Below are 22,974 nucleotides of genomic sequence, written 5' to 3' on the forward strand. Positions count from 1 at the left end.
GTCAATGCTGCTATAGATATATATGCCAATTATATAAGTACCGCAACAAAGAGAACAGCCCTTATGCTGTTCTCTTCCGCTGTCTGCCTTATTAGAAGCAGGTGAACGAGCTGACCCGGTTCAGATCAATGCCGAAGTACGTCCAGAAGAAACCGGTCCATCGGAACCCTGCAATTGAACTGCGTCCGACGAATATCGGGAAGAACCAGAATTGCTCGCCATTGTTCAGCCAAATGTATGTGTTGCGGAACAGGCAGCGTCTAATTCCTCCGGGGTCGATGGCGAATGTGGTAACCGGCATTTGCGGCACGAATTGCGGCGGAGGGGACGTCGGCGCCTGAACGCCTCCCGGTCCGCCTCCCGGAGGTCCCGGAGTCCCCGGAAATCCGCCGGGACCTCCACCTGGAAACCCAGGTCCTCCTGGTCCTCCTGGTCCTCCTGGAATCCCCGGAAATCCGCCGCCGGTTCCCGGTGTTGGAAAAAATCCCATATGTGATCGCTCCTTTCAAGTGAGTAGGCATAATCATCATATGCATTCGCGGAGAAGGCGCTTGGGCGGATGCCCAGTGTACATGCGCCTGACGTAAATTCAGACTTCACACAGAATAATCCCACAACTATCAAAAAAGAGCCGCACCCTCATCGGGTGCAGCTCATTATCCGTAATTTAATCTTCAAGCTCCGTATATATTTGAAAGGTCACGCCGAATTTGTCCGTTACATCACCAAATCCCGGGCTGAAGGGTTCTTCTTTAAACGGCATATTGACCTGACCCTCCTGCCGCAAGGCTTCATAGATCCGCTTGGATTCTTCTACATCATTCGTTGTAACGCAGATAGTAACCCGTTTCCCGGTTTCGACAGGTGAACCGCCTGGAGTATCAGATAACATAAGCTCCGTACCTCCAACCTTGAGCTTGGCGTGTGCTACAAGACTCCTCAGATCGTCTGTGAACGTGCCGGGTATGTCCGGCATGTCACCATAAGTCATCATAGAGAGGACTTGTGCGCCGATGGCTTGTTCATAGAACTGAATGGCTTCCTTTACCCGGCCCTCCAAAGTAATGTAAGGGGTAAGTTTTACCGTCATAAGATTATTCCTCCTTGAGTTTGGATTGAACCCGCATTTGTGATTCATTAGTATAGACGATCCGGCCGCCGCAAACTCATCGGCCGATTGAAAAATTCTGCCTCGCGTCCAAATCTGCCGGTAATCCAAATCGCACAAATAACTCAGGATCAATGAAATGATGGATATGAGCGATCTTCCCCTGTTTCAGCTCCGGAATATGAATGCTCCACGGAACCAGCCTTCCATCCGGTCCGGCGGGTACATACTGGGCAAAAGCGGGGCAATCCCCGTTAGCCCGGACCGGCAGCAATCTGGAGCCCAAACAATGGCTGCGTGTAATAGTGTAGAATGACGACAAATTAGAGGTGCCGCGAACCCACATCGTAAATGGCGGCATCGACAAGCTGCCGTTCTCGTGGAATAAGGCCAACAATGCATCAATATCATACTGTTCGAAGGCTTCCATATAACTTGCAAGCACTTGTTGATCTGCCTGGGCATCTCCCCCTTGTAACTCCTCGGACCGGAGATTGGACCGGGCGATACCCGACCGGGCCCGTTGCACTGCACTGTTGACGGCTACTGTGGTCATTCCCATCGCATGTGCTGCCTCGTTAGCCGACCACCGGAAGACATCAAGCAGAATCAGTACAGCGCGTTGCCGGGGCGGCAGTATTTGCAGGATCGCAATAAAGGATAACCGGACGGTTTCCCTGCTGACCACGATGTTGGCCGGGTCGGTAGCGTTATCGGGGGCCGGCCATATCCAGGAATTCCGGGGCAAGCTGTCACTGGGCTCCCTAATAATAGCCGCGGGTTCAGAGAGATCCATCGGAAGTGCCCGCCGCTTGGCATTCCTCAGCCTGTCCAAGCAAACATTAGTGGCAATCCGGTACACCCAGGACTTACGCGAAGAATCCTGCCGGATCTGGTCCCAGCTCTGCCAGGCGCGGAGCAAGGTATCCTGCACTGCATCCTCCGCTTCAAAGATGGACCCCATCATCCGGTAACAATATCCGGTTAGTTCGGAGCGCAGCTCCTCAAGCATGTCTATTCCATGCTTTTGGCTCATATCATGTTCCTCCTTTGGGATCGGCTAGAGTTGCCGGAAGCGGATGGTGCTACTCGGCGGCTTCCGCCAGCCAGGCTTGTATAGCCGGAGAATCCGCATGGTTCAAGCGCAGGGCGATTTCAGTATTGATCTTATCCGGCGGCATGACCTCGACAAGGATGCATATGGACTCCCGCGGTTGATTCAAGATAAACACACCTTGATCATCGAGCATTTTCATAGCCAGCTCCATCGCCTTCAGCCTCATATCAAACTCGCGGTTACCTTCGTCCTCTTCAAGCTCCCAGATGGAAGGGCGCTCCATAAACAATTGTTTGACGCCGCCAAAGTTCTCATCCCCGTAGCTACAATAGGGTGAATCGGCGTAGGACCATTTGATGAGCTCCGCAATCGTTGCTTCCGGCGCGCCGCTTTCTTCTCCTTGTCTGGCTGCTTCCCGCTCCAAAGCCTCCCATGACCAGGCGGAGAGGCTTGGCGCATGTCCCTCGCCGGTAGTATATAGCGTACAGTAATAGTAACGTTCACCATTTTCAAAAAGAGTCCGAAAAGACGTTCTGGCAGCATCGGTAATCGCTAACGCCAGCGACTCCATTTCTTGCATCGGCTTCATGACATGACTCTCCTTTCCGTTAGCCGGGCAGCACCCAGATGATCAGTTATTATCTGAAACCGCTTCGCACCCATTCGACAAGAGCCACTGCTCCATAACGGCAAACGTTTGCTCTGCATCCTGTTCATAGAAGACGGCCACCTCTTGCTGATAGGCATAATTTAATCGTACATAGCCGCCCAGCTGCCGGTAGAACAGGAAGCAGGCATAGGCATTCTCAATGGACAAATCCGGCGGAAATTCCTTTTGGCATAATTCGGCCAGTCCGGGCAGCGTAAGCAGTCCCTGCCCTTGCGGTAAACGCAGAAAGTGATGGCTCCGGGTACCCGTCCACGGTTCATAATAGACGGGCTCCTCCTGGCTCCTCCCATACACCTGACGATATATTTCGTCCAGCACCAAGACGTACATCGCTTCATCTTCCGGCCCCCGTGCCTGCAGGGAAATCGCCTCTACGCGCTCCGCATGCCGGGGCAGCCAGAGCAGACCATCCATCCGGGGATGCACGGCCAGAAAATCACCATCCACCGTTGTGCCTATAACAATACACTCGCCAATCTGCTCTTCAGTAATAGGACTGTCATCGTCATGCTCCCATAACCCGTACTCCGCAAAAGGCTTAAGCACCTCCGCATCCGGAAACTGGACATTCATCCACCCTCTATAAGTCCCTTCACCGAATCGCTGCAAGAACCGAAGGTAGGCTGGTGGATACACAGTAGCAGCTTCCTTCGCAAGCACCTGGTTCTGGCCCTCAGACAGCGGTTTAGGCCGGGATACGATGTACATAAATACTTCCCCCTTTATTGATAACCCAGTGCCGCTAAGGATTGCTGTATTTCCCGGTCTGCTTTACTTTTGAACGTTGCAAACTCTACAGAGGATAATGAACCCGGAAGTTTCTGATGGATAAAGGAATCATAATCGATCGCTGTTCCGAGAATGCGAAGGGTGTGCAGCGAAGGCAGCTGGTCCATTCCCGTCAGACGGGTTAAGCCTTTACAATTCCTGATCGACAGCTCCTCCAGTTCATTCATTTGCCGGTCAAAGCTGATTGTCTGCAGCTGAATTTGATCCTCAATCACAAGTCTCTCCAGCCCTTGAAAGGCTGCAATATTAGTCAGATCATGAAATCCCCGGACCCGGGTGATCTCCAGGTTCCCGATGGTATTCTCTTCGATTTCCTGAATATTCTCCCGGCCTCCAAGCAGAATGCGCAGATGCTCCAGCTTCCTCAGCCGGTTAACGAAATGCAAGGGCTGCTTGCTGACTGAATGCAGCGCGAGATAATTCAAGTCCTCCAGATCACCTATAGCCTCAAGGTTTTTAACCTTGCCCCCTACATGAAGCTCCTCCAGATCGGAGTACTCTTTGAAATGCTGGAGGTTGAGCGTTTTTTTATCTGACATAATGGTTAATTTATTCAGAGTGCGCAACGTATCAAGCCCCAGAATTTCCGGGTTCTCCAGCTCGTATATGCCTATACTTAGACTGCGCAGGTGTTCCAAGTGGTCCAAGGCATCGGTGTGATGGGCCTGAGTGAGGCTATCGAGGTGCAGCATTTTGACATTAGGGACCCGCAAGAGCGTATGACAATCAAAAGACAGTGAATAGTGGGCATAGAAGCGAACTCCGAAATTCTCATCCCAGCGCGCACAAAGCTCATCCACTTCTTCCAATATAGTGCCATAGAACTCGGGGTGTGAGAACTGTACAATGACCTGGTTGCCACTGCGCAAATCCTGCTCCATCTGTATCCGGTCCAGCGTAGCCGGATTATTGATCAGAATCCGTTTTTTCCATATTTTCCGCACACATGATCCTCCTATTTATATAATCCGCTATGCCTTCATTTGTCCATTTCTGATTCACCGTCACTCCATCAAAATTCATATTTCTTAAAGCGTTCTCCGAGCGTTTCTTCGTACGGGACCCACTCCCAATCGCACCACAAAGACATGCCTACAAGCTCTGACAGCTTATCTACAGCTTGTTCCGGGCTTGTAATCCCAATAAAGCCTTCAAAATCCTCATGGCGGATATCCAGCGCCCGCTGCAAGTAGTCATCATCGATGCGCTCTTCCTGGAGTTGTTCATATTCATCCCTCGTCCACTGCTCACAAAAGATTCTTTCAGCCTGAATGTCTCCATTCTCGAACAACGACAACTCGAATATCTCCTCATTTATATATCCGGCAGTCATCACTGGCTCTTGGGTAAGCAGGGACAGCGTTCTGCCGATCTCCTTGACCGTACCCCATACAAAATAGTCATGGAGCACGCTGATCCAGTTCTCATTGCTTTTGCTTACGTACATGACAACTTTGCTCTCTGGAGCCCCGTCCTTTGACTTGCCTAACACTGAAGCATGCCCTTCGCTTAGCTCCCTTAAAGCCTCGACAGTCTTCTCAAGATTGTTCGACTTGATATGCAAATTTGCAAATGATCTCCCCACGGGGTGAACCCCTCCTTCATTTCCTCATTCTTCAGTAATCGCGCGCTGCATCGAACCAGCGCTGGGCCATCTCCTCTGTTACAGGCTGGCCAATTAGATGTTCAGACTGGCTGAGTTGCCATACCGCTTCGCTAAGGTCTTCGCGTTCTGTGGTTTCGATGCCCTTGAGGGTATTGAAGCGTACGGTAAAAGCAGTAATGGCAGCCTCTGCATCGTGGAAGCTGCGGGCCTTCGCCAACGCTGTCTGGGCAGTGCTGTAAGCTTCGTTAGCCAGCTTGGCCAGACGTTTAGGCCAGGATGAGAACGGGCGGCCATACTCGGCCGTCCACCACTCCGGCTTTCGCAATTGGCTCACCGAAGCATGCTCGGTCCACGGGCGGGTGTTAGCGCGTGCTTTCATTTGCTGCTTGAGGCGCTTACCCGTAATCTCTTCCACATTGTAGGCGATAAACCTGCTAAGCTGCGGCCAGGCACTCAAGGGCGGCAAATCCCCCAAATCCGGCATGAAACGCAGCTCCAGATTTCTTAACCGGACATGACGGGCCAACAGGTCCAGGCCGCAGAAGTCCCCCCACAAACTCAGTGAGTCAAGATTGGGGAACCGGTCCAGACACTCCAGCGAGATGGGCTGTCCCAGCGGCGCATTCTGTAGCGTCAGGCTTGTCACTTGGTGCAATTCACCCAGGCCGGGCAGCAAGAATGGAGCATCATTCTTGCGCCTGCTAGTGCGTGGCGCCAGTGTCAGAGAAGATGGCACAACGCCCGTAGCCGACAAGTGTGATAGATTACCGGACACACTCAGGCGGAAATCACGCTCCGGAAGCCGCAGGGTCAGGTGCCCCCCGGACGGTTTCAGCACGATATGCAAGCCGTGAATAGAGGATTTGCTGGCGTCTGCTGCCATGTCTGCAGACAGGATGGGTGTCCATGTCAGCTCTTCAACGGGACGTTCCTGCGCCCAGTCAAAGAAGCCCGTATTATCTCCTGTATAGTGTAGAAATCGCGGCCAGGGCGAGCCGGCCGGCGTGGCGAAGGCATCGAATACGGTCCAATCGATCTGCGCGTCAGGCTCAACATGAAGTTCGGCCTTCTTCCCCAATTCCGCAGGTCCGATGGAAAGACTGCCCACACCAGGCTGAATAGCGAGAGTGTGACTGCGCGGGCCTGTCAGGTCGATGGGATAACTGCCACCTTCTCTAACCGAACCGGCAGGAGGACGAGCTTGGTTATCACCATTCATAGAAATTATCCTCGATCAATTCCTCGAAAGAGTCTGCTAATAGCTTGCTCTCCCCGCTATCGTGATAACAGATAGTAACCTGTCCTGCCGGGTCAATGAGTATCGGATCGCCGGAGCCATCCATGGAAATAACATAACAGGTTGCTAGAAGCTCTGCAAAAGGATGGTTCTTAAATTGCTCCCGGAACCCCAGCGTCAAATCAACAACTGTTTCGTTCCCGAGGCTAGAGCCATTCGAAAATGCATGTATTGCAAGACCTGCATATGCTCCCCCAAACATTTTGATAAAGTCTATGTAGTCCTCATGAAAGCTTACATTCAGCTGCTGCTGTGCTTTAACGATTTCCTCTGGGCTCGCCGGAATACCTAGTAATGATCTGTTATCCTCCCGGTGGAGAAAAACTTCCAATCGCTTCATTAACGCATCCTTCATAGATAATCTCCTTCCAGCCACAGGTAATCCTGCGCCTCTGGCTACAGTCATACTAATTATATAAACTGTATGGAGCTCTTTTCACCTTTTTTTGGCAAAGGCGGCATTATTACATATAATCGTCATAAGAGCTATGCATCAGAGGAGGATCTATGTTGAACAAGAAATCACTCATTGCAAGATGGAACGATGACCAGCTTAATGAAGTGAACCGGTTGCTCTCCGCTGTTACAGGCAAACCTAATCTGCATCAAAAAGACCGCTCTTTTCCATCCTCCCCCTATGGACAAAATGAGGCTGGGCTTGAGGATTACCGGGGAGTTACCCTGACTGAGACCATACAATACCTTACAGTACAGGATGCCGATCTGTCTTATGCACGTTTCGATGATTCTGCAAGCTTGAACACCTCAACCTTTACAAATTGTTGCTTTGACGGGGTTAAACTGGATAGCAGATATGTGACTCATACCTTCAGCCACTGTTCTTTCCGGGGAGCCAAGCTGAATAATGCCAGGATCAGCAAGGAGTTTAACAATTGCGATTTTACAGGCTGCAACTTAAGTAAAGTGATAGCGAACGATGTATCCTTTACACGCTGCCGTTTTGCCAACGCTAATTTTCGCGGTGCCTTATTGTTGTATTGCCGGTTCGAGGAATGCAGCTTTGATGGAGCTTTCTTTCAGGACGGCTCGGTAGCCGGAAGCCGCTTTACGGGAGAGGCAGGCCTGCTCCCTGTTTGGGGAAATACGATACTGGAAAATGTCAAAATCCATGAATGATGTCTGCTTGAAGCAATGAGCAGCCTGCTACCCTTAATCATAGATTAAGCGCTACAGCCAAGCCCGCCTACAGCAAAACGCACAAGCGAATGGCTTGTGCGTTTGCTTATACCGGCTTTAGCTGTCAATAAATCTTCTTCAGCAGCCCCATCACTTCATCCAGGGTGAGGCCAAAGGACTTGTAGTAGGAGGTGTCGCTCTCCATTTGCTTCAGGATCATTTCGTTGCGTATCCGCAGCATCTCCTCCTGCGAGAATTCGGCTACAAAACATCCTTTACCTGTTACCGTATTGATCAGACTGCTTCGCTCAAGCTCTTCCCAGGCTTTCTTAACGGTGATCACACTAACATGCAGCTCCAGGGCTGCCTGCCGGATGGGCGGCAGACAATAGCCGCTTTCCAGCTCTCCCTTCAGAATTTGTGCGCTAATCTGTTCGTACAGCTGCTGATAAATCGGTTTCTCCGATGTGTTCGAAATTGTTACATTCATAATATCTCCACTTTCAGAAATCTCTTTACCGCTATCTTATAGGCAATCAGCGTGAATGCAATGAAAATGATAATACCTGCGATCAGAATGGAAAGCTGCAGCGCCGTGTTATCCGTCCCTGAGCCATAGAAAATGTCATTTACCCAGGGACTTTGGATTCCGGCCCATTGGGCCAATCCGGCAAATAGTATAGCAGCCGTGGTGGATGCGGTCGTTGCCGCGCCATACTTATACGCTGTCTTGTAATACATGGATATAAATAGGATGTTGAAGATTGCCAGCATGATGAAACACAAACCCCAAAAACCCATATGCGGCGGATAGAAAATATAAGTCAGATGAGGGTACAAGCGAAACGTAAATATACTGAAGACCATGGCAGCGAGAAGATGCATGAGTTCAAGAATGACGACAACGATTATCCGGGAACTCACGATGTCTGTTTTGGTCACGGGCATCATCGTGCTGAACATCAGATCATTCTGGCTTTTGAATCCGCCAAACATGTTCGGTATCGTTATGAAGCAGAAATACAGCGGGACGATAAAGTAGACCCAACCGGGAATAAGCATCAATCCCCCCATAATTAAGGGTAATACGAAGAACCACGGGTTTACGCCTAATTTCAAATCCTTCATCACCAAATTATACATATACATTCTCCTTTTTCGCAAAGTAGATCATGATTTCATCAAGACTCGGCGTGGTTGCCCTCAGGCTGGAGGATGGATCAATGTCTTTGGTATGAATCAATCCGGTAAAGCCGAACGAGTTGATTTTGTAGGAAATCAACTGCTCCTTCACTTCGCTTAATTGGGCTTCGCTGCCGCTAAGCAAACGGTAAGACTCCTTTAATTCATTTTTCTCGGAGCTGGCAATAATTTGTCCTTGTTCAATGAAGGTTATATAATCCGCACATCGTTCTAAGTCAGAGGTTATATGAGTAGAGAAAAGAATGCTGATCTCGCCGCCGATGATGAGCTCCTGAAAGATATCGAGCAGATCGTCTCTGGAGACCGGATCGAGTCCGCTGGTCGGCTCATCCAGGATGAGCAGCTTTGCGCCATGCGATAAAGCAAGGGCCAAGCTGTACTTTACCTTCATTCCCCGGGACAGCTCCGCTATTTTTTTGTTCTCATCCAGCTTGAACCGCTTGAGATAATTGTAGTACGTTTCATCATTCCAATTCTTATAGAACTTCTTGGTAATATCGGTCAGCGTCTTGATCTTGCTGCGTGTATAGAAATCGATATCACCGAATGCGCATCCGATCTCCTGCTTCAATTCAATCTCGTGATCAGCGATGTTCTTGCCAAGAATGTATATCTCGCCGCTATCGACATGAACCATGTTCAAGATCGATTTGATCGTGGTCGTTTTACCGGCGCCATTGGCCCCGATGAACCCCATAATGTAGCCCTTCTCCAATTGAAAAGATACATCCTTGATCTGAAAGTGCGGATATTTTTTATTTAAATTGCGAATATCTAATGCCAGCATACCCTACCTCCTCAATAAATTGTGTATTCCGTATATACACAATGTATCACGAGTCCTTGGCAAAAGTCAACGGGTACCACAAGCAGTACAGCATGAGCGCTGACTTATGCGGCACTAACCGATGGTGCATCCTTGCGTTTGCGCCGGAAGAACGGCTTGCCTTTCGACCAATGGATGAACGGCCGCTCTATGACATAATAAGAGACTGCCGCCGCCGCATACGAGATGACGAGGACGGGTACACTGATGCCGAGCCAGCGCCATACATCCCTAATCCCGGAATAGTGATAATCGGCTATGCCATACTTCTCGATTAGCGTGATGAACAAGTAATGCCAAATATACAGGCCGAACGAAATCTGCGCGGTAAACCGGAAAAAGCGGTTATCCAGCAAACGCCCTACGATCACGCTGAACGGTGCTGACAGCAGTACGATTCCGAACAAAATGGCATAAGCCGGGAAGTAATAGGGCTGGTGCTGGAGGCTGAATTCAAATTCGCCCTGGTGGCGCATACGCCAGATCAGCAGACCGGCAAGACCCAAAGCGGCGGCTCCGGCTGCATCGAACACCCCAAGCTTGCGTAGCCGCTCCACCTTAGCACCAAGCTGCATGAACGCGGTCGTTATACCAGCAGCCAGGATGCCGATAGCGAAGTGGCCGAAGAATCCAACCGGATTGTAATTCGGCATCCAGTATTTCGCACCGCCAATCTGGCCATAATCCCATCCCCGGCCCTGCCCGCTTGGCGTAAACCACTGATGGACGAGGGAGTTTATGGCAAGCACCAACCCAAACGCGGCTACCCAGAACAAGATCGCTTTTCCGAACGAACGCCGCTTGCCGAGCACAAACAATACAGCCATAAACACAGGCATAAGCAAGTAGCTAAACACCTCGAAGCTGATCGACCAGAACGGCCCATTCAAGTCGGACGGGAAAAAGGTTGTATAGTGGAAGCCTGACGTAAATGTGAACCCCGTTATGACTCTCCGCCACAGGTACTCCGTAGGAATGTCCAGCCTCCATACGAGCAACAGACAAACCAGGAATGATACATAGAAGCCGGGTATAATTCTTGCAGCGCGGCGTACGGCATACGTCCGGATGGACGGATACGGCTTATTTTCCAGGTAAGCGCTCCAAAAGGGGAACGACAGCAAAAATCCGCTTAACAGGAAAAATAAGCTGACCCCGCTGTTCCCAAGCAAGAGCACCGACTGCACTTCTTGAAGCCAGGGCTTTTGTGCGGGCATCGCCAGCTTTTGTGACAGATGATGCAGGATGACGGACAGGCAGGCGATCGCACGAATGCCATCCGCTCCTGCTAACCGGGTACGGCCTAACTGAATCTTGGACATCAGCTACATTCCCTCTTTCCCTCAATAACTTGATTCCAGGCACTCACATATTTCCATAAATAATAGAAAAACCCTTCAACGCTTCGAGGGAATAATTCCGCGCACAAAAAAAGAACCTTCCGCACCGGGAAAGTTCTCACCTGCTCCTATGAATGCTTTACCTTAATCTGCTGCACAGGCTCCCCTGGTCCATTCGTCAGCCCTAGCGACTCTGCTGCTAAAGTATTGATTTTGTTCAAGAGCTCTGTGTTGCCCTGCAGAGACAGGCCGTAGGAAGGGATCATTCGTTTGATCTTCGGCTCCCAGGCCTCAATATGCTGCGGGAAGCATTTGCTGATGACCTCCAGCATGACAGAAACGGCGGTAGAGGCCCCAGGAGAAGCGCCCAGCAAAGCGGCTATCGAGCCATCGGCGCTGCTGATTACTTCCGTACCGAATTGAAGCGTACCTTTGCCGGCAGCCGTATCTTTAATAATCTGCACACGCTGGCCTGCCACGACCAGATCCCAATCCCCGCTTTTGGCGTTCGGGACAAATTCCCGCAAGGCTTCCATCCGCTGCTCTTTCGACAGCATGACTTGCCCGATCAAATATTTGGTCAATTGCATATTCTTGGCGCCTGCCGCCAGCATTGTGACGAGATTGCCCGGCTTAACGGAGGTGACCAGATCAAACATCGAGCCGTACTTCAGAAACTTGGGCGAGAAGCCGGCAAACGGTCCGAAGAACAACGATTCTTGCTTGTCGATCACCCTTGTATCCAGATGCGGAACAGACATTGGGGGCGCACCAACCGCTGCTTTACCATATACCTTGGCATGATGCTGCGCCACAACCTCCGGCTTCCGGCACACCATAAACAGTCCGCTTACCGGGAATCCGCCAATCCCTCTGCCTTCCGGGATACCGGATTTCTGCAGCAGATGCAGGCTTCCTCCCCCGCCCCCGATGAAGACGAATTTCGCCGTATGCCGCTCAGCAGCGCCGTTGCCGGCATTCCGCACCTTAAGCTCCCAAGAGCCGTCCTTCGTGCGCTTAAGATCCTCAACCTGATGGTTGAACCGGATATCGACGTTGTTGCTCTGCAAGTGGCCGAACAGGATGCGTGTCAGCGCGCCGAAGTTAACATCCGTTCCCGACTCCATCCGGGTTGCCGCCACCGGCTGGCCGAGTGTCCGGTTCTTCATCATAAGCGGAATCCATTTCATCAGCTGCGCCGGATCAGCGGAGAATTCCATGCCTTGAAACAGCGGGTGTCCTGAAAGCGCTTCAAATCTTTTTTGTAAAAAGGTTACGTCTGTCTGTCCTTCGACAAAGCTCATATGTGGTACGGGTACGATAAATTCCTGCGGATCTTGTATGCGTCTGCTGTTCACCAGATAAGACCAGAATTGCTTCGAGAACTGAAACTCCTCATTCACCTTGATAGCCTTGCTAATGTCGATAGATCCATCCGGCTGCTCCGTGGTGTAGTTAAGCTCGCACAATGAAGAATGCCCCGTTCCCGCATTGTTCCATTCATTGGAGCTCTCCTCCCCGGCACCTGCACGCCGCTCAAACACAGTGATTCTCCAATCAGGCACTAATTCCTTAAGCAGTGAACCCAGTGTTGCACTCATGATTCCGGCACCAATTAAAATCACGTCTGTTTTGGTCTGTTGGTTGCTCATATTCTACCGTCCTTCTACCCTACGATTTGCAGGAAGGATGCAGGCACTCCTGCTCTGGCACGCATAACTTGGCCACACACCTGCTTGGGATCAATTCTGATCTTAGTGTATCACTATTGAATATAAATTTTAAGATTTATCTAATATTTTATGAAAACAATGTTTATGGAAAAGCTATGAAAACCGCTCAGTCTGCAATGAATTGTTGTGTTGAATGCATGCCTTCCCAAATCTTGCCGTTAGACAGATGGTATTCAGTCTCCACTGAACCGTCTGTTCTGGTGTAGCTGATTACAAAGACCTGGCCTTTCTCAATCAGCATCGGGTATTGATCGTAAGGAAGGACATTTTCCTCCAGTGGCAGGTCTTTGACATCTCCATACGCATCCTCCAACCGCCAAAACTCCCGATAGGCGTAATCCTTGAACCCGCTCAAGTCCTCCTTTCCAAAATACGATGCCGTATACTTCTTGCCCTGTAAGGTGATGGATTCTACTCTGGTAGGTTCAATATCTTTAGCAATCCAGCTGAGGTCCTCGGAATGAAGGTTGCCGCCATAGTGCTTCTGTAGCTGATTGGCCATACAAGGGATGGATTGGGTACTATAGTCCATTCCATCAAGATTGGTATGTGCTGAGCCGTAAATGCCCATGACGCTCTCACTGCCCAGCTTTTCATATTCACGGATAAAATATAGGACTGCTCGACAAACAAGTGTCTCATGCCCTCGTTATGATAATGTTCAGACCACAATTCATACTCCTTGTCCATAATCTTGGCATTCCATGTGCTTCACCGTACAGATAGATGCTGCCGGAGGCTTGCGTCACCACAGGCGTTTCCTGGGTTGGCTGCGCAGACATGCTCGCTGTCTCACTTACAGAGGAGTTGCTGCTGCAGGCTGCAAGGCTGCTGGCCACCATGGCAATGATTAGGCCAAGTAGCAAAGGGCGTGCAAGCCTTATTGTCGTTTGGGCTAAGCGGGTGATGTTGTTGTCATTCATAAGTAGGATCAACCTTTCATGGTTATGACTTTCATAAATACCAATTTCAAATCATTACCATTAATCATAAAATAAGAGAGACACTAACGCTGCAGCAAAACGCACAAGCCAGTGTCCTCATTCGAATACAAAATAAGTGCCTGATTTTCGGCTACGGCTACCGTTAGCAAGGGGTATACTAATCTCATCCTTAAATATGTAGGTGTGATCATGATCCATAATGAGGAACGTAAAGCCGAATATTATCAAGCTCTGCTCGAGAAAAAATCTGACTACGAAGGTGTCTTCTATGTCGGCGTCACCTCCACCGGCGTATTTTGCCGTCCGACTTGTCCCGCCAGGAAACCAAAGTACGATAACTGTGAGTTCTACGAGACCGCGCAGCAGGCACTGCTGGCTTCCTTCCGCCCCTGTCAGCGCTGCCGTCCCTTGTCGCATCCCAATCATGTCTCTGATATCGTCCGGCTGCTTGTCGAGGCCGTTGAGCAGAGTCCGGAGAAGCGCTGGAAGGGACAAGACTTCAAAGAGCTATCCATTGATGAATCCACTGCCCGCCGTCAATTTAAAAAGCGCTTTGGCATGACCTTCGTTGAGTACGCCAGGTCCCGTCGAATGGGACTCGCTTTGAAGAGCATCCGGTCGGGAGGGAAGATTATCGATACACAATTAGCCTCCGGCTATGATTCCAGCAGCGGATTCCGGGACGCCTTCTCCCGCATTATGGGTGCAGCGCCTACGCGGTTAGAGGATAGCCTTATTCTTAGAGCATCGTGGCTGGACACGCCGCTCGGCCCCATGATGGCAGTAGCGGACGACAGTGGGCTGTATCTCCTGGAGTTCGTAGACCGCCGGGGTCTGGAACGCGAGGTTGAACGGTTAAGGACAAGATTAATGGCGGCGATTATACCCGGACAGACACCCCCCATTCAGTCTATGGAGAGAGAGCTGAGTCAATTTTTTGAGGGAACGTTAACCGAATTTAAGACGCCTCTTCATCTGGTGGGATCGCCTTTTCAGAAGAGCGTGTGGGAACAGCTAAAGAAAATTCCACCGGGCGAAACCCGTTCTTACGCAGATATCGCACTGGCGCTTGGCAAGCCAGCCGCCTATCGTGCGGTAGCACAAGCGAATGGAGCCAATCAAATAGCCATCGTCATTCCCTGTCATCGCGTAATTAACACCAGCGGTGAACTCGGCGGGTATGGCGGCGGAGTCGCACGCAAAGAATGGCTGCTAAATCATGAGAAAATCGGAGGTCAATACAATGAAAAGTCAACTTGAACAGGCACGGAAGCTTCACGAATTGCACAGAAGCGGCAGCCCGCTAGTCCTCGTCAATGCCTGGGATGCCGGAAGCGCACAAATTATTCAAGGAGCGGGGGGCCAGGTTATTGCTACCGGCAGTTGGTCTGTAGCTGCAGCGCATGGATACGATGATGGGGAGAAGCTTCCTTTCGAGCTCGTTCTATCCAATCTTCAGCGGATTAGCAATAGTGTAGATCTGCCCATTACCATTGATATAGAAGGCGGTTATGGACCTTCTCCGGAGATTATCAAGAACAATGTGCTGAGAATCATCGGGTGCGGAGCCGTAGGCGTCAATCTTGAAGATCAGAAGATCCATGAACCGGGACTACACTCCATAGAGGAGCAAGTCTTGCGTATCGCAGCTGTGCGGGAAGCCGCTGAGGAGGCATCGATTCCTCTTTTTATTAATGCTCGTACCGATATCTTCTTACAGACCGCCGCCCACGAGCATGATGAGACTCACCTGGAAGCTACCCTTCAAAGGGCACACGCCTATGCCGAAGCCGGCGCTCACGGAATCTTCGTGCCGGGCTTGTGTAATGAAATGCTGATCGAGAAATTATGCCAGGAGTCTTCACTACCTGTTAACGTTATGATCTCCCCGGATTCACCCCCTCTCCAGAAACTGGCATCGTTAGGCGTTGCCCGCATCAGCTACGGTCCGCGTCCCTATTTGATTTTGATGGATGCCTTAAAACAAGCTACTGTGAGAGCCCTGGATTTACAGGAATAGTCATCATCCTAACCTAGGAGATTCCAAAAAAAAACGGCTGGTCAGGTTTCCCTGAGCCAGCCGTTTTTTGATTATTTTAATATTACATTATCGATTAGCACTGCCGTATCGTAGACACTGTCACCTTGATCCCAAACGTGGAACCGAAGGACGATGGAGCCCTTGCCGGCAAATTGGCTTACATCAAATTGTACATGCTTCCAATTCGTCATGTATGCTGTATGATCCCCACCGTAGAAATCAATGGCTACTTGGTTCTCATCAATCCAATAGGCCGTGGATTCATTAATGGACTCAGTGCCGACAATAACGGACTCACTGCCATAGACACTAGAGGTTACTGTATTCCCGCCATTCAAGTGAGAGGTAATGAGGGAAGCCGTGTTGATGTATACACTGGAAGTTACCGTTGCTCTGAAAGTGTCATTGTATTTGCTTCCAACGTACTCCTTAGGCTCCTCAGAAATGAAGTTGTAATCGAACGATAGGGTTGTTGCTCCCGCCGGAACAATGAAACTTTGCTCGATATAACTATCCGAATTGTAGTCATATCCTCCTTGATCATTGTTTTCAAACCCAAGGCCTGTGCTGATAATAGCCATGTAGTTCCCCTCTGTCGGCTTAAGCGGCCCCAGCTTGGAGATTACCCGGACATCGCCGTTTCCATTCCAGCCGGTCCAGCTTCCGTTCTCAAAGGTTCCGTTGATGACCCCTTCGGTCTTAGCGCCAATGCTGCTGCCTTTCATGGCGAATGCTGCCAGTCCATCGTTTGCTCCATGGGCATCCACTGCTGCCTCAAAGGCTTTTGCGGTGGTCATGTTCTCATCGATTAAAGCGGTGAATACAGATTGAGCAATAGCTTGATCATAAGCAAGCTTTACATAATCGGTATATCCATAATAAGTTGCAGCACCATTGTTGATAAAGGCGTCTGCCATTGAATCGTTGTAAGCACTGCGGCAGCTGCCATTATATACAATGGTATCAGGAAGCATATCGTTGTACCGTGTAATAAAAGAAGGCGTAATAGCATAATAACCGGATATAATAGCCAGTCTTCCCTTTTTCAAGTCCAGCTCATATGTCTTTTTGTTCTCTGTCGTTGCCTTTTCCCCTGTCAGGAACATGACCTGCGGTCCTGCATATTTGAAATCAATGCCGTATTTATTATGGAGCTTTTGGAGCACTATTTCATCATAGTAAGTATCTCCATGGGTATCCAAGACCACAACGCCATATTGATTCAGCCCTTTAAAGAAGTTAACACCCGCTGCGGTGTCCTTTACTCTTTCCACCAGGAAAGGGTAACTGGACTGGTCGAAGCTATGATATACAGCGTCATACACGGTCGAGGACGGAAGTGTGCCGAAAAACGGAGAAACTACTGCAACCCGCTGGCTTCCAATGGTACTCACGGTTTGTTCCACGTTTTGCGTCAGCGCCTCAGCCGCCAATGCTGTACTGGACGCAGCCTTTTCTAAGGTGCTGCTTAGCCCTTTGGTATTCTCGGGCGCTGCAGATATTCCCCCTAGAATCCCATTGTCCAGCAAATACCAGATGCTTCCTCCGTCACCCGAAAGCCCGGCATGTTCTACTTCGTCTTGCGTTTGAAGCCAAGCCACCGTTTCTTCTTTTGCTTTTTGCAAATCACCATATGAAGCAGCGAGTTGATCAACCTTACTCTGTGTATTATTTTCAATGATTTCTGTTTGTGCAAGCTGTTCATCCGTAAGATGCTTCATTACAGATAATTTGAAGACCGCGCTGCTTGGCACATCTCCTGCAAACGCCTGCAGATTTATGTAACCTTCTGTACTTTCAGTCAATACAGCTTTGCCACTGTAGAGCCCGTCTGCCGCAAGACTGTCTCCATGGACTTCCAAACCGTCATCGTACAGCGAGATGATTTGTGAAATCACTTTGCCGCTGTCATCTACTTGATAAACACTAGCACTTACCGTTTCTGCTGCATTAATCGATGAGCGGAATATAACTTCGGTTTGCTCTTCCACATAAATAGCATCTGTATTCTCTCCCTTCACCACAACCTGAAGAGCTGGTGCTGATACCGGTGCCGGGGTTGCCGGTATAGGAGGTGTAGGTGTCGGCGTTGGTGTCGGTTTCACCGGGGCTGGTGTTGCCGGTTCAGGCGTTCCCGGTGCTGGTGTTGCTGACGCTGGCGTTCCGGGTCCTGGAGCTCCCGCCGGTGCTGACACAGAGGTTCCACGGTCAGTTGGTACCGGGGTGACAGTAGGGGTAACCTCAGGATTCTTACCCTTATTCGTCTCTTCAGCAAGAAGCTGTTTGGATTTGTCGACATATACTGACTTATTGGTTGTGAACTCATAAGCCAGACGAGCCAGAGCCTGGCGCTCCGCACGCTCTTTCGGTTTGAATTTCAGCGTGCCGTCACTGCCTTGGACACCATTGATGAATCCATTTTTGAAGGCAAGGGATACTTGTGCTTTTGCCCATTCGGATACTTCTGCGATATCTGACAGCTTGTTATCCACCGGAAGCTTCTTCGCCGTTTCATCCAATTCGAAAGCCCGGATGAAAAATACGACCAGCTCTTCACGGGTAACATTAGAATTCGGACTGAAGGTGGTCGCCGATGTCCCCTCCGTAATGCCCGCCTTTACCAATGCCCCTACATAACCGCGATACCAGCTGTTCGCGGCAACATCTTTAAACGGTGCGGCTTGATTGCCGTTTACTTCTAGACCCAAAGATAGGACTATGATCTTCGCCAGTTCGGCGCGCGACATCGCCTTTGTTGGTTTAAAAGAGTTATCTTCATACCCGGAGATGATTCCTGCTTCAGTTAATGATTGAATTTCCTTTTGCGCATAAGAGCCTGCAATGTCTTTGAACTGAGCGGCCTGCCCAAACACCATATGTGGCGTAAGGGTGCTTAGTAACAGGGCAAACACAATCACCAGACTGAGTTTACGGCGTGTTGCTTGGAATAACATTGTTTCTTCCCCCTTCTCTCTCTAAAAAATCAGAAGCGTCGTCGCTCTACCGAGTCCCAATGATGGTATTTTAAACCATAATTCGACAACTTCTTGATTCTACAATAGGTCCAGGGCAATTGACAATATTTTTCCGCCTCCTACAGTCAAATAGAACCCGGTCCGTATACCTCAACCTCAAAGATTCTGGCCGCAGGGTTCGTGGTTTGTGTAGGCGCCGTTACGTTCAGCTTAATATACCGGGCCGATACTACGGTTATATTGTCTACCGTGATACCTAGCGTATTATTGGTTACGTTGACCACCGTGCTCCAGTTCGTACCATCGGTGCTGACCTGAATATTGTAGGCCTTCGTATTATAGGAGGCGGTCTCTCCGCCTTCCGATGCATGCTTGATGACAAATTGATTGACTTGCTTCACGGAGCCGAGATCGATCTGCAGCCAGCGGTTGCCGGACTTGGAGCACCATTTGCTGTCATTGATGACGCTGCCTTCCACAGCTTTGTCCGCAGTTTGCGAGGCATTGCACGTACTGTCAACCGTCGCGGGTTTATTTAATGCCATATTTGGAGGCCCGTATACCTCAAACTCATAGATTCTTGCCGCAGGGTTCGTGGTTTGCGTAGGCGTTGTAACGTTTAACTTGATATATCTTGCTGATACTGAAGCGATATTATCTACTGTCACGCTTTTCATATTATTGGTCACTTTGACTACTGTACTCCAGTTCGTACCATCGGTGCTGACCTGAATATTGTAAGCTTTCGTGTTATAGGAAGGGGTCTCCCCGCCTTCTGCTGCATGCTTGATGACGAATTGGTTCACTTGCTTCACGGAGCCAAGATCGATCTGCAGCCAGCGGTTGCCGGACTTGGAGCACCATTTGCTATCATTGATGACGCTGCCTTCCACGGCTTTGGCCGCAGTCTGCGAGGCGTTGCACGTACTGTCAACCGTCGCGGGTCTGTTCAATGCCAAATTCGGAGTCAATGTAGCCGCACTGCACAGCATATTTTCTCCCGTAGCCGCCCATTTTGCATACAGCGTTAGATTTCTGGTGATTAGATCTGATCCACTATAGGCTTGCGTCAGCGCACTGTCGTAGTACCAGCCTGCGAAGCTGTAGCACTCCTTCACCGGAGTATACTGAAACACCACTTTACCTAAGGACGCCGACACAAGTTGCGGGGCAATCGTGGAGCCTCCGTTCGTCTCATAAGTCACGACCAGCTGGGTGGGGTTGCCCCCTTGGTCGCCTCCGGCAATTGCAGGCGCCCCTAACGTCATTAACGAAACGATGATAGCTATCACCATCAAGTAACCTCTTATCTTCGCCGTAATCCTTTTCTTTCTCTCACTAATTCCTGAGCCATCCATCATTCGAGCCCCTTTCTCCTACCTTAATGATTACGGATTTTTGCACCATTCATAAGGGTATTCACAGTAACGCGGAAGAATGCTTGTTTATCGCCGAGCTAGAACAGTATTTTTAGACAAATTTCAGACAAATAGCGGATTGTAGACTTTAGCAAACACCACTCATTGATGATATGATTAGTATGAAACATCATACTGGTGCAGATTCATCATCTAAGGAGAGATTAGGATGCAGCAAAAAAAAGAAAATAGTCACGGATTCGGGCATGGCAAAGTGCTGGGAACAACCTCAATGGGCGAGCGGGGACAAGTTGTTATTCCTAGAGAAGCAAGGGAAGAGCTTGATATCAAGCCAGGTGAGAAATTCATCGTTTTCGGAAATAAGCGCAAGGGCGCTGTCATTCTGGTCAAAGCCGAAATGTTCAACAAATTTGCCGATTTCTTCATGAGCGCTTCGAAAAAGTTTGAAAGCATGGCCCAAGCGATTTTTGATAAAAGCACTACGATCCCAGAAGATGAAGATGATGATCAGGAGCCGGCAGCCGCTGAAAAAAAACCTGAGGTAGATGAAAAAGAATGAGCGAATTCTTTAAATTGATGAAGGATCTCCGGTTCAGAAGAACCATGCGGATGATTTTTAAGTTCGCCTGGGATTTCTGGTGGCTGGGCAAGCAAAAGTATTTTATTCCGGGACGGCGCTTAGAGGCGAAAACAAAAGCCTTATATCGAAAACAGGCAGCGTATTTTACGAAGACCGCCATGGACATGGGTGGCTTAATCATCAAGCTTGGGCAGCATGTTAGTGCGCAGGTGGATATTTTGCCGAAGGAAGTTATTGATGAATTGTCCAAGCTGCAGGATTCCGTAGAATTCGTAGATTATTCCGAGATTAAGCACAAGGTAGAGACCGAACTCGGAGTATCTATTAGTGAGATTTTTGCTGAGTTTAATACAATTCCTATCGCAGCGGCTTCCTTAGGACAGGTACATCGGGCGACCTTACGAACAGGTGAAGAAGTCGCAGTGAAAGTGATGCGTCCCGGGGTCGAGGACATTATCGCCATTGATTGGAGATCCATACAGGTTGCTATTTCGTTATTGAAACGCCAGACGAAGATTGCAGACTTCATGGACCTGGATGCGGTGTATGATGAGTTTCACGACACCGTTATGGACGAGCTCGATTATGAGCAAGAGGGGCGAAATGCAGAAGAATTCCAGCTGCAGTTTATCCATCGGGATGATATCGTGGTTCCAGGCATTCATTGGTCCTATACCACTTCGAAAGTTCTAACCATGGAGTTTTTGGAGGGTGTAAAAATCAATGATTTTGCCCAGCTGGATGCCTGGGGTTTGGACCGGACCCAATTAGCGACATCGCTGATAGAAATTTTCGTAGAGCAGATTCTATTAGAAGGCTTCTTTCACGCAGACCCGCACCCGGGCAATGTTCTCGTCCAGCCTGACGGCACCATAGCCTTAATTGATTATGGAATGGTCGGACGAATTGCCGAGGATATGAAGACGCAAATGGTAGCACTTCTGATGGCGGTGTATTTAAAAGATGCTCACGGCGCAATCGACGCCCTCACCCGTTTGAGATTTTTAAGACGGAATGTAGATTTAGAGGTATTCGCAAGGAACCTTACGTTACTATTTGAACAAATCAACGGGGATACGTTTGACCTTAGCTTCGTGACATCAGGCGACAATGCTGAAGAGTTACGTGATTTCCTCTATTCTCAGCCTTTTCAGTTACCGGCAAACACAACATTTTTGGGAAAAGCCATAGGCACGGTGTATGGACTTTGTACCGGACTGGACCCCGGACTTGATTTGATTGGGACCGTTAAGCCTTATGTCGAAGAGGTTGTGCGCAGGGATCTGCGGGGAAATGTCTTCTCTAACGTTGTAGATGAAGGCAAGAGCATTCTCAAAGGAATCCTTCCTACGACCAAGAAGTTCATATCTGCGGTAGATAAAATGGATAGCGGAAATTTACGGGTAAAGCTGTCGAGCTCCTTCGAGCAAAAATTGATCGATACGCAAAATAAAAATACACAGCGGATTATTGCAACAATCATCGGGGCGGTATCCCTTCTGACTGCTGCAAACCTGTGGAATGAAGTGAGTCATCTTGTTTCTTATGGGTTGGGGGTTTTGGGGCTACTCATTATGCTTAGCCAACTCAAAACAAGAGGACGCCGCCGTGCCGAAAGACACGCCAGGCAGATGAACGCCATGCGTGAGCGTAGCAGATTGGAAACGCCGAAGTCTAAGCACTAGCAAAACGGGGGTTATTTTTCTTGAGCGAAGAATATCTGGCGCATGAAAACGAGTGAACGTAAATAAGAGCGGGGCATAAAACTGTTAGCTTATGCTCCGCTCTTATCTTTATTTATTACTTAGTTGTTCCGCCAAACCGACCAGAATTCCTTCGGTTCCACGAATGTAGCAGAGCTTATACGAGTCCTCGTACTGAACCACCTCGCCAACGAGCTGAGCACCATACTTAGTGAGTCTGGATACCATTTCGTCAATATCTTCAACGGTGAACATGACACGTAGATAACCGAGAGCATTTACAGGAGCAGTCCGGTGATCTGATATAGCAGGCGGGTTGATAAATCGCGAAAGTTCAATTCGGCTGTGGCCATCCGGGGTAACCATCATAGCAATCTCTACGTATTGAGAACCCAGTCCGGTTACGCGGCCTGCCCATTCACCTTCGACGGTGGCTCGCCCTTCGAGCTTCAGGCCAATCTCCTCGAAAAAAGAAATTGCGTCGTCCAAAGACTCGACAACGATACCGACGTTGTCCATTCTTAGTAATTTATTTTCTGCCATAGTTTCATCTCCTTATGTGTACAAATTTATTAGCCGATCCTCT

Annotated in this window: 24 protein-coding genes; 5 read left to right on the forward strand and 19 right to left on the reverse strand. The window is 49.5% G+C overall.

What is annotated here, in order from left to right; all coding sequences use genetic code 11:
• Positions 1-91 precede the first annotated feature (91 nt).
• The 9 genes from NSQ73_RS29675 to NSQ73_RS29715 all read right to left on the reverse strand — a co-directional run bounded on the left by NSQ73_RS29675 (position 92) and on the right by NSQ73_RS29715 (position 6,882).
• Positions 92-490, reverse strand: a complete 399-nt coding sequence (locus tag NSQ73_RS29675) for a collagen-like protein (protein ID WP_340989807.1) — start codon at positions 488-490, stop codon at positions 92-94.
• 177 nt (positions 491-667) lie between these two features.
• The gene (locus tag NSQ73_RS29680; protein WP_340989809.1) at positions 668-1,090 is read right to left on the reverse strand and encodes a VOC family protein; all 423 of its coding nucleotides are present in this window, start codon (positions 1,088-1,090) and stop codon (positions 668-670) included.
• A gap of 76 nt (positions 1,091-1,166) precedes the next feature.
• Complete coding sequence (locus tag NSQ73_RS29685) at positions 1,167-2,144, reverse strand: sigma-70 family RNA polymerase sigma factor (protein ID WP_340989810.1); 978 nt, start codon at positions 2,142-2,144, stop codon at positions 1,167-1,169.
• 49 nt (positions 2,145-2,193) lie between these two features.
• Complete coding sequence (locus NSQ73_RS29690; RefSeq protein ID WP_340989811.1) at positions 2,194-2,754, reverse strand: DUF4303 domain-containing protein; 561 nt, start codon at positions 2,752-2,754, stop codon at positions 2,194-2,196.
• Between the two features lie 42 nt (positions 2,755-2,796).
• Positions 2,797-3,543: a hypothetical protein gene (locus NSQ73_RS29695; protein ID WP_340989814.1), complete on the reverse strand. Its 747-nt coding sequence runs from the start codon at positions 3,541-3,543 to the stop codon at positions 2,797-2,799.
• A 14-nt stretch (positions 3,544-3,557) separates the two neighbouring features.
• On the reverse strand, positions 3,558-4,568 hold the full coding sequence (locus tag NSQ73_RS29700; RefSeq protein ID WP_340989816.1) for a hypothetical protein: 1,011 nt from the start codon (positions 4,566-4,568) through the stop codon (positions 3,558-3,560).
• A gap of 68 nt (positions 4,569-4,636) precedes the next feature.
• Positions 4,637-5,209 (reverse strand): hypothetical protein, encoded by a 573-nt coding sequence (locus NSQ73_RS29705; RefSeq protein WP_340989817.1) that lies wholly within the window; start codon positions 5,207-5,209, stop codon positions 4,637-4,639.
• 31 nt (positions 5,210-5,240) lie between these two features.
• Positions 5,241-6,449, reverse strand: a complete 1,209-nt coding sequence (locus NSQ73_RS29710; RefSeq protein ID WP_340989819.1) for a hypothetical protein — start codon at positions 6,447-6,449, stop codon at positions 5,241-5,243.
• Positions 6,439-6,882: an SMI1/KNR4 family protein gene (locus NSQ73_RS29715; RefSeq protein ID WP_042140537.1), complete on the reverse strand. Its 444-nt coding sequence runs from the start codon at positions 6,880-6,882 to the stop codon at positions 6,439-6,441. Before NSQ73_RS29715 ends, NSQ73_RS29710 begins: the two co-directional genes overlap by 11 nt.
• Before the next feature lie 152 nt (positions 6,883-7,034).
• Between NSQ73_RS29715 and NSQ73_RS29720 the strand changes: the two genes are divergently transcribed.
• The gene (locus NSQ73_RS29720; RefSeq protein WP_340989821.1) at positions 7,035-7,664 is read left to right on the forward strand and encodes a pentapeptide repeat-containing protein; all 630 of its coding nucleotides are present in this window, start codon (positions 7,035-7,037) and stop codon (positions 7,662-7,664) included.
• Between the two features lie 124 nt (positions 7,665-7,788).
• Here the strand turns inward: NSQ73_RS29720 and NSQ73_RS29725 are convergent, their stop codons facing one another.
• The 7 genes from NSQ73_RS29725 to NSQ73_RS29755 all read right to left on the reverse strand — a co-directional run bounded on the left by NSQ73_RS29725 (position 7,789) and on the right by NSQ73_RS29755 (position 13,689).
• A complete protein-coding gene (locus NSQ73_RS29725; RefSeq protein ID WP_042140539.1) occupies positions 7,789-8,154 on the reverse strand; it encodes a GntR family transcriptional regulator in 366 nt (121 codons plus the stop codon).
• Positions 8,151-8,807, reverse strand: coding sequence for an ABC-2 transporter permease (locus NSQ73_RS29730; RefSeq protein WP_042140540.1), 657 nt, complete (start codon positions 8,805-8,807; stop codon positions 8,151-8,153). The genes NSQ73_RS29725 and NSQ73_RS29730 overlap by 4 nt, the downstream gene beginning before the upstream one ends.
• Positions 8,800-9,654 (reverse strand): ABC transporter ATP-binding protein, encoded by an 855-nt coding sequence (locus tag NSQ73_RS29735; protein ID WP_340989822.1) that lies wholly within the window; start codon positions 9,652-9,654, stop codon positions 8,800-8,802. Before NSQ73_RS29735 ends, NSQ73_RS29730 begins: the two co-directional genes overlap by 8 nt.
• Positions 9,655-9,758: 104 nt before the next feature.
• The gene (locus NSQ73_RS29740; RefSeq protein WP_340989824.1) at positions 9,759-11,015 is read right to left on the reverse strand and encodes an acyltransferase family protein; all 1,257 of its coding nucleotides are present in this window, start codon (positions 11,013-11,015) and stop codon (positions 9,759-9,761) included.
• Positions 11,016-11,161: 146 nt separating this feature from the next.
• The gene (mqo, locus tag NSQ73_RS29745) at positions 11,162-12,685 is read right to left on the reverse strand and encodes a malate dehydrogenase (quinone) (protein ID WP_340989825.1); all 1,524 of its coding nucleotides are present in this window, start codon (positions 12,683-12,685) and stop codon (positions 11,162-11,164) included.
• 187 nt (positions 12,686-12,872) lie between these two features.
• A complete protein-coding gene (locus NSQ73_RS29750) occupies positions 12,873-13,337 on the reverse strand; it encodes a hypothetical protein (RefSeq protein ID WP_340989827.1) in 465 nt (154 codons plus the stop codon).
• A gap of 67 nt (positions 13,338-13,404) precedes the next feature.
• The gene (locus NSQ73_RS29755) at positions 13,405-13,689 is read right to left on the reverse strand and encodes a hypothetical protein (RefSeq protein WP_340989829.1); all 285 of its coding nucleotides are present in this window, start codon (positions 13,687-13,689) and stop codon (positions 13,405-13,407) included.
• 210 nt (positions 13,690-13,899) lie between these two features.
• Here NSQ73_RS29755 and NSQ73_RS29760 point away from each other — a divergent pair, with 210 nt between their 5' ends.
• Together NSQ73_RS29760 and NSQ73_RS29765 are read left to right on the forward strand one after the other, a co-directional pair.
• Entirely contained in the window at positions 13,900-14,970 is a 1,071-nt protein-coding gene (locus tag NSQ73_RS29760; RefSeq protein ID WP_340989831.1) for a bifunctional transcriptional activator/DNA repair enzyme AdaA, read from the forward strand.
• A complete protein-coding gene (locus NSQ73_RS29765; protein WP_340989833.1) occupies positions 14,954-15,730 on the forward strand; it encodes an isocitrate lyase/PEP mutase family protein in 777 nt (258 codons plus the stop codon). Before NSQ73_RS29760 ends, NSQ73_RS29765 begins: the two co-directional genes overlap by 17 nt.
• A 71-nt stretch (positions 15,731-15,801) precedes the next feature.
• Here NSQ73_RS29765 and NSQ73_RS29770 read toward each other — a convergent pair whose 3' ends face one another.
• Entirely contained in the window at positions 15,802-18,705 is a 2,904-nt protein-coding gene (locus NSQ73_RS29770; protein ID WP_340989834.1) for an S-layer homology domain-containing protein, read from the reverse strand.
• Between the two features lie 146 nt (positions 18,706-18,851).
• Positions 18,852-20,021 (reverse strand): discoidin domain-containing protein, encoded by a 1,170-nt coding sequence (locus tag NSQ73_RS29775; RefSeq protein ID WP_340989835.1) that lies wholly within the window; start codon positions 20,019-20,021, stop codon positions 18,852-18,854.
• Between the two features lie 292 nt (positions 20,022-20,313).
• On the opposite strand from NSQ73_RS29775, the gene NSQ73_RS29780 reads away from it, so the two are divergent.
• Positions 20,314-20,664 carry an AbrB/MazE/SpoVT family DNA-binding domain-containing protein gene (locus NSQ73_RS29780; protein WP_076243708.1) on the forward strand — a complete coding sequence of 117 codons (351 nt, stop codon included), beginning with the start codon at positions 20,314-20,316 and terminating at the stop codon, positions 20,662-20,664.
• Positions 20,661-22,370 carry an ABC1 kinase family protein gene (locus NSQ73_RS29785; RefSeq protein ID WP_340989836.1) on the forward strand — a complete coding sequence of 570 codons (1,710 nt, stop codon included), beginning with the start codon at positions 20,661-20,663 and terminating at the stop codon, positions 22,368-22,370. The genes NSQ73_RS29780 and NSQ73_RS29785 overlap by 4 nt, the downstream gene beginning before the upstream one ends.
• 108 nt (positions 22,371-22,478) lie before the next feature.
• On the opposite strand, the gene NSQ73_RS29790 is transcribed toward NSQ73_RS29785, so the two are convergent.
• Positions 22,479-22,931: a VOC family protein gene (locus tag NSQ73_RS29790; protein WP_042140549.1), complete on the reverse strand. Its 453-nt coding sequence runs from the start codon at positions 22,929-22,931 to the stop codon at positions 22,479-22,481.
• Between the last annotated feature and the right edge of the window lie 43 nt (positions 22,932-22,974).

This window comes from Paenibacillus sp. FSL R10-2736 (assembly GCF_038000245.1).
Taxonomy (GTDB): domain Bacteria; phylum Bacillota; class Bacilli; order Paenibacillales; family Paenibacillaceae; genus Paenibacillus_AQ; species Paenibacillus_AQ phytohabitans.